The organism is Pseudomonas hygromyciniae (genome assembly GCF_016925675.1).
Taxonomy (GTDB): Bacteria; Pseudomonadota; Gammaproteobacteria; order Pseudomonadales; family Pseudomonadaceae; genus Aquipseudomonas; species Aquipseudomonas hygromyciniae.
The window spans coordinates 2,304,870-2,318,694 of sequence record NZ_CP070506.1 but is presented as its reverse complement, the minus strand read 5'-3'; the positions used below and the strand labels follow the sequence as shown (position 1 = coordinate 2,318,694).

Annotated in this window: 12 protein-coding genes; 3 read left to right on the top strand and 9 right to left on the bottom strand. The window is 62.2% G+C overall.

The genetic code is table 11. The features are described from left to right. Window positions 1-28: 28 nt before the first annotated feature. The 8 genes from JTY93_RS10145 to JTY93_RS10110 form a co-directional block, all read right to left on the bottom strand. Window positions 29-964: a sugar ABC transporter substrate-binding protein gene (locus tag JTY93_RS10145; protein WP_205476328.1), complete on the bottom strand. Its 936-nt coding sequence runs from the start codon at window positions 962-964 to the stop codon at window positions 29-31. A gap of 48 nt (window positions 965-1,012) precedes the next feature. Continuing rightward, window positions 1,013-1,186 (bottom strand): hypothetical protein, encoded by a 174-nt coding sequence (locus JTY93_RS10140; RefSeq protein ID WP_166647900.1) that lies wholly within the window; start codon window positions 1,184-1,186, stop codon window positions 1,013-1,015. Window positions 1,187-1,330: 144 nt separating this feature from the next. Next, a complete protein-coding gene (locus JTY93_RS10135; protein WP_205476327.1) occupies window positions 1,331-2,377 on the bottom strand; it encodes a Gfo/Idh/MocA family protein in 1,047 nt (348 codons plus the stop codon). Between the two features lie 49 nt (window positions 2,378-2,426). After that, on the bottom strand, window positions 2,427-3,437 hold the full coding sequence (gene iolG / locus JTY93_RS10130; RefSeq protein WP_205476326.1) for a bifunctional inositol 2-dehydrogenase/D-chiro-inositol 1-dehydrogenase: 1,011 nt from the start codon (window positions 3,435-3,437) through the stop codon (window positions 2,427-2,429). 19 nt (window positions 3,438-3,456) lie between these two features. Beyond that, on the bottom strand, window positions 3,457-5,388 hold the full coding sequence (gene iolD, locus JTY93_RS10125) for a 3D-(3,5/4)-trihydroxycyclohexane-1,2-dione acylhydrolase (decyclizing) (RefSeq protein WP_205476325.1): 1,932 nt from the start codon (window positions 5,386-5,388) through the stop codon (window positions 3,457-3,459). Window positions 5,389-5,421: 33 nt separating this feature from the next. Beyond that, window positions 5,422-6,216 (bottom strand): 5-deoxy-glucuronate isomerase, encoded by a 795-nt coding sequence (iolB, locus tag JTY93_RS10120; protein ID WP_205519005.1) that lies wholly within the window; start codon window positions 6,214-6,216, stop codon window positions 5,422-5,424. Then, the gene (iolE, locus tag JTY93_RS10115) at window positions 6,213-7,106 is read right to left on the bottom strand and encodes a myo-inosose-2 dehydratase (protein ID WP_205476323.1); all 894 of its coding nucleotides are present in this window, start codon (window positions 7,104-7,106) and stop codon (window positions 6,213-6,215) included. Before iolE ends, iolB begins: the two co-directional genes overlap by 4 nt. A gap of 138 nt (window positions 7,107-7,244) precedes the next feature. Further along, window positions 7,245-9,182, bottom strand: a complete 1,938-nt coding sequence (locus JTY93_RS10110; RefSeq protein WP_205476322.1) for a bifunctional 5-dehydro-2-deoxygluconokinase/5-dehydro-2-deoxyphosphogluconate aldolase — start codon at window positions 9,180-9,182, stop codon at window positions 7,245-7,247. Window positions 9,183-9,424: 242 nt separating this feature from the next. Here JTY93_RS10110 and JTY93_RS10105 point away from each other — a divergent pair, with 242 nt between their 5' ends. Continuing rightward, window positions 9,425-10,345, top strand: a complete 921-nt coding sequence (locus JTY93_RS10105; RefSeq protein WP_169996503.1) for a MurR/RpiR family transcriptional regulator — start codon at window positions 9,425-9,427, stop codon at window positions 10,343-10,345. A gap of 144 nt (window positions 10,346-10,489) precedes the next feature. Here the strand turns inward: JTY93_RS10105 and JTY93_RS10100 are convergent, their stop codons facing one another. Next, window positions 10,490-11,377: a hypothetical protein gene (locus JTY93_RS10100; protein WP_205476321.1), complete on the bottom strand. Its 888-nt coding sequence runs from the start codon at window positions 11,375-11,377 to the stop codon at window positions 10,490-10,492. Between the two features lie 388 nt (window positions 11,378-11,765). Between JTY93_RS10100 and JTY93_RS10095 the strand changes: the two genes are divergently transcribed. Beyond that, window positions 11,766-12,449, top strand: a complete 684-nt coding sequence (locus JTY93_RS10095; protein ID WP_092235523.1) for a response regulator transcription factor — start codon at window positions 11,766-11,768, stop codon at window positions 12,447-12,449. Continuing rightward, entirely contained in the window at window positions 12,427-13,815 is a 1,389-nt protein-coding gene (locus JTY93_RS10090) for a sensor histidine kinase (protein WP_169996506.1), read from the top strand. Before JTY93_RS10095 ends, JTY93_RS10090 begins: the two co-directional genes overlap by 23 nt. Window positions 13,816-13,825 lie beyond the last annotated feature (10 nt).

The following is a 13,825-nucleotide window of genomic DNA, read 5'->3' as shown; positions in this document are numbered from 1 at the left end:
CCTGCGGGCTTATTGTTGTGATTGAACGCTATTTGAATGACGCGACATTGTCCGGGGTGATCAGTTGGAAAGGCACCACGACGTCTTGCTCGACCGCCTCGCCCCTGGCCATTTTCACCGCAGCCTCCACCGAACCGACCGCCTGGCCCTTGGCATCCTGGAACACCGAGAGCGCCAACTCCCCCTTGGTAATCGCATTCAACCCGTCGGGCGTGCCATCGACCCCGCCAATCAACACGCTGCCCGGTTTGACGCCGGCGGTTTTCAACGCCATGGCCGCCCCAATCGCCATTTCGTCGTTGTTGGCCACCACCGCATTGAACTCGCGGCCCTGGGTCAGCCAATCGTTCACCAGGGTCATGCCCTTGTCCCGCAACCAGATCCCGGTCTGCTCCTGCTCAATCTTGATGTCCGGATACTTAACCAGTACTTCCTTGACGCCCTTGGTGCGATTGGTGGTCGAGTTATTGGCCAGGTCGCCCAGCAGAATCACGATTTTGCCTTTGCCGCCCATCTTCTCGGCCAGGTACTGCATTTGCAGCTTGCCGGCCTCGACGTCATTGGACGTCACCGTCACCACCCCTTTGGGCAGGTCGGTCTGATCCGGGCGACGGTTGACGTAGACCAACGGGATACCGGCCGCCTGGGCAGCGGCGGTGATGCGTGCGGTAGAAGCCGTGTCCACCGGGTTGACCACCATGGCATCGACTTTCTGGCTGATAAAGTTCTCGACCTGGCTCAGTTGCTTGACCACGTCGGCGCGGGCATCTTCGAACTGCAATTGCACACCATCGCCCTTGGGGTAGGACTTGGCCTGCTTGTCCATATCTTCACGCAGGTAAGTGAGAAAGGTGTCGTCGAACTGCGACATGCTGACGCCAATCTTGATATCGGCGGCCGAGGCCACGCCACTGGCGAGCATCATCGACAAGGCCAGCGAGGCGAAACGGATCTGGGTCTTCATGAACGGTCTGTCTCCACTTTCTTGTTGGTTTTCTGGAAGTAGCGTCTATCAGAGCGATGAGTTTGCGGCAGGCAGCCGTACCACCGGCGCGCCTGGAATGCAGCACACCAGGGCGCCCTTGCTTTCGACGCAAAGGACATTGAGAAAAGAAAAATAGAAGGGTCGTGTGCGGGGCGGGAAGGCAGTACGTAACACGCGCAGTACAGCGTTGAAGATTTTCATCTGACGGTACCTGGTTGTTTTTATCTTGTTTTTGTTGAGTCCCCGCGCCTTCTTTATAAAGGAAGGTCGAGAGAGACTTTCGGCAACCTGGAAATGACTTTATTGGAAAATAATTTCCATATCAACTGATTTTAGAATTTTATTCTATTTCCACTCTCGGCCTTCCAGCATCGCCATCTCAACCACTTGCCGGCGCTCGGCGCTGAGCCTGGCGGCATCCAGTACAAGGGTGGTTTCCCAGGCATCCCTGGCCTGTACCGGTAACTCGCCCTGGCCCTGGACGGCGCTTTGCAACTGGCTGTAGAACTGGTTCCAGGCGCCCTTTTCCGAAGGGATACGCTCGCGTTCCGCGCCCTGTTCAAACCAGCCCCAGCGTCGGTGTTCTTCGGCGCCCCAGTGTTCGCCCTCGGTCTTTGGATTCTTGCCGGCCAACAGCGCCTCTTCCTGACCGTCCAGGCCTTCGACGGTATAGCAACCCGCCGTGCCATTGACCCGAAAACGCGGGGCCTGGCAGTTTTGCAGGGCGCTGCCCCACAGATGGGAAATCACTCCGTTGGCGTGGGTCAGGCAGACAAAGAAGCCATGATCGACCGTGGGATGCTCAGCGCTGTACTGCAATTGCGCAAACACCCGCTCCACCGGGCCGAACAGCTGCAAGGCCTGGTCCACCAGATGGCTGCCCAGGTCCCGCAGGAACCCGCCGCCGCTGGTGTTGCCCAGCGCTTGCGGGCTGTAGCGCTCGACTCTGGATTCAAAGCGGGTGATCGTGCCCAGGGCGCCGGCATCCAGCAGCTTGCGCAGGGTCAGGTAGTCCGAATCCCAGCGCCGGTTCTGGTAGACACTGAGTTTTACCCCTTCACGTTCGGCGGCGATGATCAGCGCCTGGGCCTGTTCGGCATTGCTGGCGAAGGGTTTGTCGCTGACCACCGCCACACCCGATTCGATAGCCTCCAGCACCAGGGCCGGGCGGCCCTTGAGGGTGGTGGAAATCACCAGCACATCCACCCCGGCCTCAACGATCTGCGCGATGCTGTCGAAAGCGGGCAATCCGGGATGCTCCGTCGCCAGTTGCTGGCGCCGCTCGGGGGAGCGTGTCACCACGCCAACAAACGTCGCCCCGGGCAATGTGGCAATCAGCGGGGCATGAAAAAAACGGCCACCGTGGCCGTACCCAACCAGTCCGATGCGCATGAACCAACTCCTCTCGTGATCTGCAAACCCAGCTCCTACTTTGACCGCGCTAGCCGTAGAACGCCGGGCGATCCGGCAGGCTGACCGCAACGATCTGCCCACTGCCCTGGGCCTCGATACACGCATCCGCCGCCACCGCCGCGGCAAACCCGTCCCAGGCCGAAGGCCCGCCCACCTGGCCGGCACGCACGCCATCGATAAAGGCCTGCAGCTCGACGTCATACGCCGCGATAAAGCGGTCTTTCCAATCCATCAGAATCGCCGTCGACAGCTTGGCGCCGCTGCGCAGTTGCACCTGGGACGGCTCTGGCAATTTGGCAATGCCGGTCTCCCCCACCACTTCGCACTGGATGTCATAGCCGTACTGGCAGTTCACAAACACTTCCACATCGATCCGCGTGCCCCTGGCGGTTTCCAGCAGCACGATCTGCGGGTCGCGCAAATGGCTCAGGGCCTTGCTGGTTTTACGCGGGAACACCACCTGCACCGACACATAGTCGTCGGCCAGCAGCCAGCGCAGCACGTCCAATTCGTGGATCAAGGTGTCGGTAATGGCCATGCCGGTGTTGTAGTTCTCGCCCACCGTCGGGTTGCGGTGGGCGCAGTGCAGCATCAACGGCTCACCGATCTGGCCGCTGTCGATGACTGCCTTGAGGGCCTGATAACCCTGGTCGTATGGACGCATGAAACCGACCTGGACCAGGCGCTTGCCGTGGGCCACTTCGGCCTCGACGATGTTGCGGCAGCCCCGGGCCGTGACCGCCAGAGGCTTTTCACAGAACACCGGCTTGCCCGCCGCAATCGCCGCCAGCACAAACTCCTCGTGGCTCGGGCCCCAGGACGTGACCAGTACCGCCTCGACCTGCGCCGAATTGATCAGCGCATGACCATCGGCGTATACCTCGGCATCGAGTTGCAGATCCGCCACCACCTGGGCCGCCTGCTCAAGGTTGATATCGGTGACCGCCACCACCTGGCTATTGAGCAAGGTCTGGCTGCAACGGCGGATATGGTCCCGGCCGATCGCGCCCGTACCGATCACACCCAGCTTCAAAGACATGGCAACACTCCTCTTATTGTCAGTACTGCCGGGCCTTGGCCAGGCGTTCATTGAGTTGTTTGGCGCAGGCGTTGGTGCGCTCGCTGGTGGACACCTGGGCCACGCCGACCCGCCACCATGACAGGTAGCCATGGATCATGGTCTTGGGCAGCACCTTGATATCGATCAGCGTCGACACGCTCTGCGTTCGTGCATCAGCCAACGCGGCGTGCAGTTGCGCAAGCGTTGTCACCTTGTAGGTCTTGCAGCCATAGGCCGCCGCGCTCATGGCGAAATCCACTGGCACCAGGCCGCCATCGAGCTTGCCGCTGTCGGGATTGCGGAAGCGGAATTCGGTGCCGAAGCTGTCCATGCCATTGCCCATCTGCAGGTTGTTGATGCAACCGAAGGCCATGTTGTCCAGCAGCACCACGTTGATCTTGCGCCGCTCCTGGATCGAGGTCGCCAGCTCCGAATGCAGCATCATGTAGGAGCCATCGCCGACCAGGGCGTAGACCTCGCGCGCAGGCTCGGCCAGCTTCACCCCCAGGGCCGCGTTGATCTCGTAGCCCATGCACGAATAGCCGTACTCGACGTGATAGGTGTTGACGCCCTTGCTGCGCCAACTGCGCTGCAAATCCCCCGGCAGGCTGCCGGCGGCGGCCACAATCACCGCGTCGTCGGCCAGGGTCTGGTTGAGCACGCCCAATACCTGGCTCTGGGTCAGGCAGGAGCCGGTCAGCTCGATAAATTCGCGCAGCACCGCCGGGTCCATGTGGTCATTGATCTCGGGGATGAAGTCGGCGTCGGTGTAGCGCGCCTGATGGACCCGGTCCACTTCGGCATCCCCCTGCGCGCGGGCCTGGCGTGGCTGCTCGCCCCATTGCGTGGAGTAGTCGCCCAGCGCGTCGGCCAATGCCAGCAGCCCGACCCTGGCATCGGCCAGCACCTGCACACCGTCAAGTTTCAGCACATCGCCGGGGCTGATATTGAGGTTTAGAAACTGCACCTCAGGATGCTGAAACAGCGATTTCGACGAGGTGGTGAAATCGCTGTAGCGTGTGCCGATGCCGATGATCAGGTCGGCGTCCCGGGCCAGCAGGTTGGCGGCCAGGCACCCGGTTTCACCGATGCCGCCGACATTCAAGGGATGGCTGGAGACGATTGCGCTCTTGCCGGCCTGGGTCTCGGCAAAGGGGATCTGAAAGCGCTCGGCAAAGGCCTGCAGCGCGGCATTCGCGCCGGAGTACTTGACCCCGCCACCGCAGATAATCAGCGGCTTGCGCTTGGATCTGAGCAGCGCGACGGCGTCTTGCAGCATCGCGTCGGTAGCCGGGCGGCGATCCAGGCGGTGCACGCGTTTTTGCAGGAAGTAATCGGGGTAATCCCAGGCCTCGGCCTGCACATCCTGGGGCAAGGCCAGGGTCACCGCACCGGTTTCGGCCGGGTCGGTCAACACGCGCATGGCGTGGATCGCCGCACTCATCAACTGCTCGGGGCGGTTGATGCGGTCCCAGTATTTGCTCACGGCGCGAAAGGCGTCGTTGGTGCTGATGCTCAGGTCATGGAATTGTTCGATCTGCTGCAACACCGGGTCCGGCTGGCGGCAGGCATACACATCGCCCGGCAGCAGCAACAGCGGAATGCGGTTGGCCGTGGCGGTCGCGGCGGCGGTGAGCATATTCGCCGCGCCGGGGCCGACCGACGCCGTACAGGCGTAGATCTTGCGCCGCAGGTGCTGCTTGGCAAAACCAATCGCGGCATGGGCCATGCCCTGCTCGTTGCGGCCCTGATGCACCACCAGGTCGCCACTGTCCTGCTCCAGGGCCTGGCCCAGGCCCAGCACGTTGCCGTGGCCGAAGATGGTGAACACCCCGGCGACAAACTTGCTCTGCACGCCATCGACTTCGATGTACTGGTTATCAAGGAACTTCACCAGGGCCTGGGCCATGGTCAATCGGGTTGTGGTCATGTTTCGCACCCGTGTCTTTTGGATTTGGCGTTGTTAGAGATCCAGCAACCAGCTGTGCTGCGGGTCGTTGTGAAAGTGCCAGGCGCGCTTGGGCCCGGCCATCACGTTCAAGTAATACGACTCGTAGCCATACGGCACGCTGACGGGGTGATAGCCCTTGGGCACCACCACCAAGTCGTGGTTTTCCACGGCCATGGCCTGGTCGATGCTGCGGTCGTCGGTGTACACCCGCTGGAACACAAAGCCCTGGGGCGGGTTGACCTGGTGGTAGTAGGTCTCTTCCAGAAAGCTCTGGTGCGGCAGGTCATCGGTGTCGTGCTTGTGCGGCGGGTAGCTGGAGGAATGCCCGGACGGCGTGCGCACCTCCACCACCAGCAGCGAGTGCGCCGGCTCGCTATCGGGCAGGATGTCGCAGACGTAGCGGGTGTTGGCGCCCTTGCCGCGCACGCTGCGCTTGCACTGCTCGGGGCGGATCAGCCGGGGCGCAAGACCAGCGGCAGTGGAGCCCGGCGCAGCGCACACGGCGATCTGCACATCGCTCAGGGCCGTCACCTGGGCAACCGTGTTGGGCGGCAGGTAGGCTGCGAACGGCGATTTATCCTCGAACACGGACTGGCGATCCCCAAGGTTCTGCCAACTGAAACCCTCGCCTTCGATCGTCACCCGACCAGTGAGCAGCACCAGGCACAGCTCTTTGTCGTCGGCAATGACCGGCAGCGTTTGCCCCAGGGCCAGGCGGTAAGCGCTAAACCCCACATACTCCAGGCCGCCGGCCGGCAGCGCGACCAGGGTTTGCCCACGGGGCGTGCTTTTGACCAACAGGCTCATTGTCCGGCCCTCGCGTCCAACAGCGCGCGCAAGGTATCGAAGCCTTTTTTCGCATAGATATAGCTGGGCGCCACAGCCGGATCCTGCTCGGCCTCCACCACCAGCCAGCCGCTGTAGTTGGCGCCCAGCAGCACGTCCAGCAATTCGGCGAAGTCGATATCGCCATCGCCGGGCACGGTGAAGGTGCCGTTGACGATGCAGTCGGGAAAGCTCCACATCTGGTTGCGCGCCAGTTGCACCACCGGTTTGCGTACGTCCTTGAAATGCACATGGCAGATACGCTCCAGGTGCTTGCGCAGCACCTGCACTGGTTCGCCGCCGCCCATATAGCAATGCCCCGAATCAAACAGCAGGCCGACCTCCGGGCCGGTGAGGCGCATCAGGGTGTCGATGTCCTCCGGGGATTCGACATAGGCGCCCATATGGTGGTGATAGGCCAGGCGCACGCCCTGGGACAGGGTAAAGCGCGCCAGTTCGGTGAGTTTGTCGGCATAGGTCTGCCAGGCCTGTTCGCTGTGAAAACGCGGGCGCTCGATCAGACGGATCGGCGAGCCCTGGATCGAGTCGGCCACCTCGCCGTAGACCAGCACCGTGGCACCGTTCTCGCGCAGCAGCTGCACGTGGCTGGCGATGGCGTCGATTTCCTCGGCCACCGAGCGCCGGGCCAGGCGGCTGGAGTACCAGCCGGAGACCAGCGCCAGGTCGTAGGGACGCAACACATCGCCCACGCCCTTGGCGTCCTTGGGGAATTTGCCGTTGAGCTCGAAACCTTCGTAGCCAATGGCCTTGCCTTCGCTGAGCGCGGTGCTCAAGGGCGTCTCGCCGCCCAGGGCCGGCAGGTCGTCGTTGCTCCAGGAGATGGGGTTGATGCCAATACGGATTGCGGGCATGGCTGCACCTTTTATTGTTTTAACCTGAAATCTGCTTGTGTAGGAGCTGGCTTGCCTGCGATAGCGGTGGGTCAGGCACCTAATGTGTATCTGACAGACCGCTATCGCAGGCAAGCCAGCGCCTACAGTTGAGCGTGTTTAAATTCTCGAGCTGCGCCAGGCCTGGATCAGTTGTTCGAAGGTCTGCTGCACCTGCTGGATCAGGGTTTCATCGTCAATTTCACCCGCCATCCACGCCCTGCTCGGCTCCTGGAAGATCGTGCGGCCCACGGCAAACCCACGACAGGTCCGGCTCTGGCTGGCCTGCTGGAAGCCTTCGGCCAACGAGTGCGCCGGCGCATTGAGGCCCAGCAATACCACGCCCCGGCAATAGGGGTCGCGCTCCTCGATCAGCTTATCGAGCTTGTGCCACTGCTCGGCGGTCTGTGCCTCGATCTTCCACCACGCGGGGTAGATACCCAGGTTGTACAGGCGCTTGAGGCTGCGATAGAGCACATCCGGGTAGGTCGAGGGATGATCCTTGGGCGGCACCACTTCCAGCAGCAGTTCATGGCCACTGGTTTGCGCGGCTTGATACAGGGCCTTGAGCTGCGCTTCCTGCTCCAGGCGCAACAGCGGCTCGTCGTCGGGGTGAAACTGCACCAGGCACTTGATGATCTGCTCCTGGGGCCAGGCGATCAGGTTGCTGCCGATCGAGCGACCGTGCTCGAACGCCAGCGGCCGCGAGCCCTGCACCTCCACCGGGCGCGCGACCCACCAGCCACGGCCACTGGCGGCGTTCAGCGCATCCTGGCCAAAACGCTGATCGGCCAAAATGCCCACGTCGGCCTCAACACCCTGCTCGCGCAGTTTGCCTTCAACGCGCTCGACCGCCTGGATAAACAGTTGCTTGATCGCGTTGATCCGCGCCGGGTCCTGGCCGCCTTTTTGCGCCAGTTCCAGCAGTTGCCAGCGATGGTCGAAGGCGAACACAAACAGCTGCTTCCAGGCTTTGCGCGGCACACTGACCTGATGCAGGCGCTGCAATACCGGGTCCTGATCCGGCCGGGTGATCGGCACCGGGCTGTTGAACAAGTAGTCAAGTTCAGCCGGGGTCGGCATCGCCGGCGCGCAGGCATGGCGTGACACCACCAACCCGCCGCAGGCATTGGCCAGTTGGCAGCAACGCGCGTCATCGGCGTCGTTCAACCAGCCACTGAGAAAGCCCGCCATAAACGCATCACCTGCCCCCAGCACGTTAAGCACTTCGACCCGCACACCGGGGTAGATCGCGCCGTCTTCCAGGCGCGCCGGGATGGCCCCATGAATCACCGTGCAGCCTTGCGGGCCGAGCTTGACCACCAACGTCGCCGCTGTCAGTTGGCGCACGGTGCGCAAAGCGCTGAGCAGGTCGTCGCTGGCGCCGGCAATCAGGAATTCTTCCTCGGTACCGACAATCAGGTCAAAGCGCGGCAGGATGCCTTGCAGGTGCTGGCTGACGTTCTGGTCGGCGACAAAACGGGTCTCGCCGTCAGCCTTGCCCGCCAGGCCCCAGAGCACCGGGCGGTAATCGATATCCAGCACGCGCTTGACGCCGTGCCGCTCGGCGTAGGCCAGGGCCTGGAGGCTGGCCTGGTACACGCCATCGGTGGAGAAATGGGTGCCGGTGATCAACAGCGCCTTGCTGCTGGCAATGAAGTCTTCGCGGATATCCGCGGCGCACAGGGCCATGTCGGCGCAGTTTTCGCGGTAGAACACCAGGGGGAAGGTTTCGCGGTCCTTGAGGCCCAGCAGGACCATGGCGGTCAGGCGTTGTGGGTCGACGGTGATACCACTGACATCACAGCCCTCACGCACCAACGACTCCACCAGAAAGCGCCCCATATGATCGTCGCCGACCCGGCTCAACATCGCCGACTTGAGCCCCAACCGTGCCGTGCCGAAAGCGATGTTGGCGGAAGAACCACCCAGGTATTTGGCAAAACTTGAGACATCTTCCAACCGCGCCCCGACTTGCTGCGCATACAGATCGACGCCCAGGCGCCCAAGACAAATCAGATCCAATTGACGCCCACTGGCAAAACGAGTCTGGCCCATGCTGGCTCCTGTTATTTTTATCAGCCCGCGCCTGCCATCGTGATGGCGACGCTCTTGGTGGATGCAGACTAGGACGTCCGGCGCCAGCAATCAATATTTATTCTATAAATATTTTATGTGGAATATATTTTCCATCTGGATATTTTTTTGCCGCCTTCCCTGTAGACTTGCGCCCATTGACCTATTGTCAGGGGCCAGGTGTCCGTCACCTGCCCTGTAAGAACAAGCCAGAAGGATTGCTTATGTCCCGCACCGATCAGCAGGCGCCCGCCGAGACCGAGGCAACCGAGGTTCTCGCCAGTCCCCCGATCAATGCCGAGCGTCTGTTGCAGTTGATCACCGAGGAATACGAAAGCCTGCCCCGCCAGCTCAAGCGCATCGCCAGCTACATGAGCCAGCAGAGCGATCGGATCATGGTTGACCGCATCAGCGATATCGCCCGGGAATGCGAAGTCCATCCTTCGGCCATCGTGCGGTTTTCCCAGCGCTTTGGCTTCAGCGGCTTCAGTGAAATGCAGGCGCTGTTTCGCGAGGCGTATACCCACAAGACCACGCCGGTGCAGAACTACCAGCAGCGCATTCGCAGCATGATCGCCAACAAGTCGCAGAAAGCCAGCGGCGGCGACCTGGCCCGTGAATGCGTGAATGCCACGCTGTCCGGTATCGAGCGCCTGGGCCTGGAGTTGGACGACGCCGCCTTCGAGAAAGCCGTGGACCTGGTGGTCAACGCCGACAACATCTACGTGGTCGGGGTGCGCCGGTCTTTTGCAGTGGCCGACTACCTGGTCTACAACCTGCAGCACACCAACAAGCGCATCCACCTGGTCTCGGGCCTGGGCGGCAGCTACCGCGAACAGATGCGCAGCGTGCGGGCCAATGACCTGGTGATCGCCATCAGCTTCACCCCCTACGGCAAGGAAACCCAGCACTGCCTGCGCATCGCCCAGCATCACCAGGCCAAGACGCTGATCATCACCGACAGCAACCTGTCACCGCTGGCCAAGCGTGCCAACACGGTGTTGCTGGTCAATGAAGGATCGTCGTTTGCGTTCCGCTCGCTGAGCGCCACGCTGTGCCTGTGCCAGGCGCTGTTTATTGCCGTGGCGTACCGGCTGGAGCTGAAGGTCGATGAGATTCACGAGCAGGTGGGGTTTGACGATTAACAAAAAGGCCGCCCCTGCCATGCAGGGGCGGCCTTGATCAAGCGGATACGCGGGTTAGTGCATAAAGATCGCGATCAGGATAATGACCGGGATCGGCACACCGAGGAACCACAGCAGTAATGAGCGCATGACGTTCTCCTTGAATTAACGGATGGTTTCCAGGTACACCACGGCATCCCGACGGCGACCGCCGAAGGTAGCGGCGAAACTGGCAAAGAAGGCACCGAGCAACAGCGCGACGAAGGTCCACAGCGAGGTCACGGCGGCGATTTTGCTGGCCGTGTCGGCGGCCTGCTTGGCCTTCAACTTGGCATCTTCCAGGGCTTTGCGGGCGTCGCCGTAGACCTGGTCGACACGCCGTTCGGCATCGGCCTGGCTGAGGTTGGTGCGCTGGCTGATCAACTGCGCCAGGTAGGCACGGTCTTGGGCAGCCAATTGGCCGTCGTTGCCCAGGGTGCGGGCGAAGATCCGCGCCACCACGCCATGTACCGCGTCATCACTGGCCGCTGCCGGGCGATCATCGCGGAACAGGCTGTCGACGTAATAGCCGAAGTCATCGCCATTGGCCGAGTTGCCCGCAGCCTGGGTCAAGCCGCTGGCGGCACCCGAGACCACGCTCGCACCGGCCTGTACACCACCGCCGACAATGCTGCTGACCGAGCCGACCACCAGGGTCGCAGTCACCAGCGTGGCCACGGCCCAGGCGAGAAAGCCATGGGCGGTGTCGCGAAAGTACACCTCATCGCCATGCATATTGGCCCACTTGACCCGCAGCCGGCCGGCGATATAACCGCCCAGCCCTGCCGCGACAATCTGGGTAAAGGCCAGCCAGACAATCGTGGAGATGCCCAGGCCCTTGGCGCTGATTCCGCTGTCGGCCCACGGCGACACCGCCGAAAAGCCCAGGCCGAAGCCCAGCAGCACCAAAACCAGGGACAGCGCCGCAGCTGCCGCAGCCCCGGCGAAGATCGCCCCCCAGGAAACCCCGGAGAGCGTGCTCGACTCTTGCAAAGTGGATGAGGATGTCATCATTGTTGTTGTGCTCCAGGCATGAAAAATGGTGTTACATCTGTCGAAAAGGACAGTGCAGCCGCCGTGCCAGTCGCCACAAAAATAAAACCCCATTTATTTCAATGAGATAAGCAAGTTGAACTTCCTAGGATCATGCAACTTGCAAGAACGCCGCGTAAGTGGCGGGCGTTATGCATTCCCAAGACAGGCACCGAACCCTGTGGGAGCGGGCTTGCTCGCGAAAGCGGTGTATCAGCCCCGGATGCATTTACTGATACACCGCTTTCGCGAGCAAGCCCGCTCCCACATTTTGACCGAGCCCGCCATGCCTACATGAATTTTCTTTTAGAAACCTCGCGATCATTTTTTGGCAAAATGCCCCTCACTCCAGTGTGACCAGGTAACCCTTATGACGCGCATTTTGACCATCGAAGACGACGCCGTGACGGCCCGCGAGATCGTCGCCGAGCTGAGCAGTCATGGACTGGACGTGGATTGGGTCGACAACGGCCGTGAGGGCCTGTCGCGGGCGGTGAGTGGCGATTACGACCTGATCACCCTCGACCGCATGCTCCCGGAGCTCGATGGCCTGGCCATCGTCACCACCTTGCGCACCCTCGGGGTGGCGACGCCGATCCTGATGATCAGCGCCCTCTCCGACGTGGATGAACGGGTGCGCGGGCTGCGCGCCGGGGGCGATGATTACCTGACCAAACCCTTTGCCTCCGACGAAATGGCCGCCCGGGTCGAGGTGCTGCTGCGGCGCAACAATGCGCTCAAGGCCGCGCAAACCGCATTGCGCGTGGCCGACCTGGAACTGAACCTGATCAGCCGCGAAGCCAGTCGCGCCGACCAGCCGCTGAGCCTGCTGCCCACCGAGTACAAGCTGCTGGAATTCCTGATGCGCAACACCGGGCAAATCCTCTCGCGGATGATGATTTTCGAGGAAGTCTGGGGCTATCACTTCGACCCGGGCACCAACCTCATCGACGTGCACATTGGCCGCCTGCGCAAGAAAATCGACCCGCCGGGCCTGACGCCGCTGATCCGCACGGTACGAGGTTCGGGCTATGTCATTGCTGAACCCGTCTAACGGCTGGCGCTCCTCCAGCAGCCGCCTGCTGGCCCTGTACAGCTCGCTGTTCGTGGCCTGGAGTTGCATCCTCATGGGGGTGCTCTATTACGAAGTCTCGGGGTACCTGGGCGACCTCTCGCGCCATTCGCTGATGCAGCGCCAGCACCTGTTCCAGCGCTTCGAGGGCGCGCAACTGGATGAAGCCCTGGCCACCAGCATGACCTTCGATATGAAGGGCATTGACGCCTATGGCCTGTTCGATGGCCAACAACGGCCCCTTAGCGGCCCGATCCAGCAGATCCCGGCAGACTTGCCCCTCGACGGGCACATCCATGCCCTGGCCAACTGCACCGAATCGGATGACCCGAAACTGCCCCGGGGCAGTTGCGATGCGGTGGCGACCCACACCCAGGATGGCCGCTGGCTGGTACTGGTGCGCGACAACGGCTCGTTGCTGGGCGTGACCCGGATCATCCTGCAAGCCCTGCTCTGGGCGATCTCCCTGACCATCATCCCCGGCGTCGCCGGCTGGCACCTGCTACGCCGGCGCCCCTTGCGGCGGATTCGCGGGATCCAGGCCAGCGCCGAAGCCATCGTCGCCGGCGACCTGACCCACCGCCTGCCGCTGTCCAACCGCCGCGACGAACTGGACATGCTGGCGGCCATCGTCAACGCCATGCTTGAGCGCATCGAAAAGCTGATGAACGAGGTCAAGGGTGTCTGCGACAACATTGCTCACGACCTGCGCACACCGCTGACCCGCTTGCGGGCGCAGTTGTATCGGATCAAGCAGCAGACCGCCGAAGGCTCGCCCCAGGCCTTGCAGCTCGATGAAGTCATCAGCGAGACCGATACGCTGATGGCGCGCTTTCGCGGTTTGCTGCGCATCTCCGAATTGGAGGATCGTCAACGACGCTCCGGTTTCCGGGTCTTCGATCCCCTGCCCTTGCTCCAGGAACTCCATGACTTCTACCTGCCCTTGGCGGAAGAAGGTCAGCTGGAACTGCTGTTGCAAGCCCCCGAAGCATTGCCATCGATTACCGGCGACCGGGCGCTGCTGTTCGAAGCCCTGGCCAACCTGCTGAGTAATTCGATCAAGTTCACCCCACCGGGCGGCGAAGTGCTGCTGCGAGGCAGCAACGAGGCTGGCAGCACGCGCATCGAGGTATTGGATACCGGCCCAGGGATTCCCGAAGCGGAACGGGTGGCGGTGTTCCAGCGTTTTTACCGGGTCGATGACGGGCAGCAGCAGGGCAGCTTTGGCCTGGGCCTGTCGATTGTGGCGGCGATCATCAACCTGCATGGCTTTGGGCTGGAAGTCGGCAGCAGCGAGCGTGGTGGCGCGCGACTGACCCTGGACTGTCGCGCACAAACCCCTCTGTAAGAGCCCCCCC

Bases quoted from the DNA above. Each gene is read 5' to 3' on its own strand.
- JTY93_RS10135 (WP_205476327.1), bottom strand. From the start codon at position 2,377: ATGCGCATCGGACTGGTTGGGTACGGCCACGGTGGCCGTTTTTTTCAT.
- JTY93_RS10105 (WP_169996503.1), top strand. From the start codon at position 9,425: ATGTCCCGCACCGATCAGCAGGCGCCCGCCGAGACCGAGGCAACCGAG.
- JTY93_RS10100 (WP_205476321.1), bottom strand. From the start codon at position 11,377: ATGATGACATCCTCATCCACTTTGCAAGAGTCGAGCACGCTCTCCGGG.
- iolG (WP_205476326.1), bottom strand. From the start codon at position 3,437: ATGTCTTTGAAGCTGGGTGTGATCGGTACGGGCGCGATCGGCCGGGAC.
- iolD (WP_205476325.1), bottom strand. From the start codon at position 5,388: ATGACCACAACCCGATTGACCATGGCCCAGGCCCTGGTGAAGTTCCTT.
- JTY93_RS10110 (WP_205476322.1), bottom strand. From the start codon at position 9,182: ATGGGCCAGACTCGTTTTGCCAGTGGGCGTCAATTGGATCTGATTTGT.
- iolE (WP_205476323.1), bottom strand. From the start codon at position 7,106: ATGCCCGCAATCCGTATTGGCATCAACCCCATCTCCTGGAGCAACGAC.
- JTY93_RS10090 (WP_169996506.1), top strand. From the start codon at position 12,427: ATGTCATTGCTGAACCCGTCTAACGGCTGGCGCTCCTCCAGCAGCCGC.
- iolB (WP_205519005.1), bottom strand. From the start codon at position 6,216: ATGAGCCTGTTGGTCAAAAGCACGCCCCGTGGGCAAACCCTGGTCGCG.
- JTY93_RS10145 (WP_205476328.1), bottom strand. From the start codon at position 964: ATGAAGACCCAGATCCGTTTCGCCTCGCTGGCCTTGTCGATGATGCTC.
- JTY93_RS10140 (WP_166647900.1), bottom strand. From the start codon at position 1,186: ATGAAAATCTTCAACGCTGTACTGCGCGTGTTACGTACTGCCTTCCCG.
- JTY93_RS10095 (WP_092235523.1), top strand. From the start codon at position 11,766: ATGACGCGCATTTTGACCATCGAAGACGACGCCGTGACGGCCCGCGAG.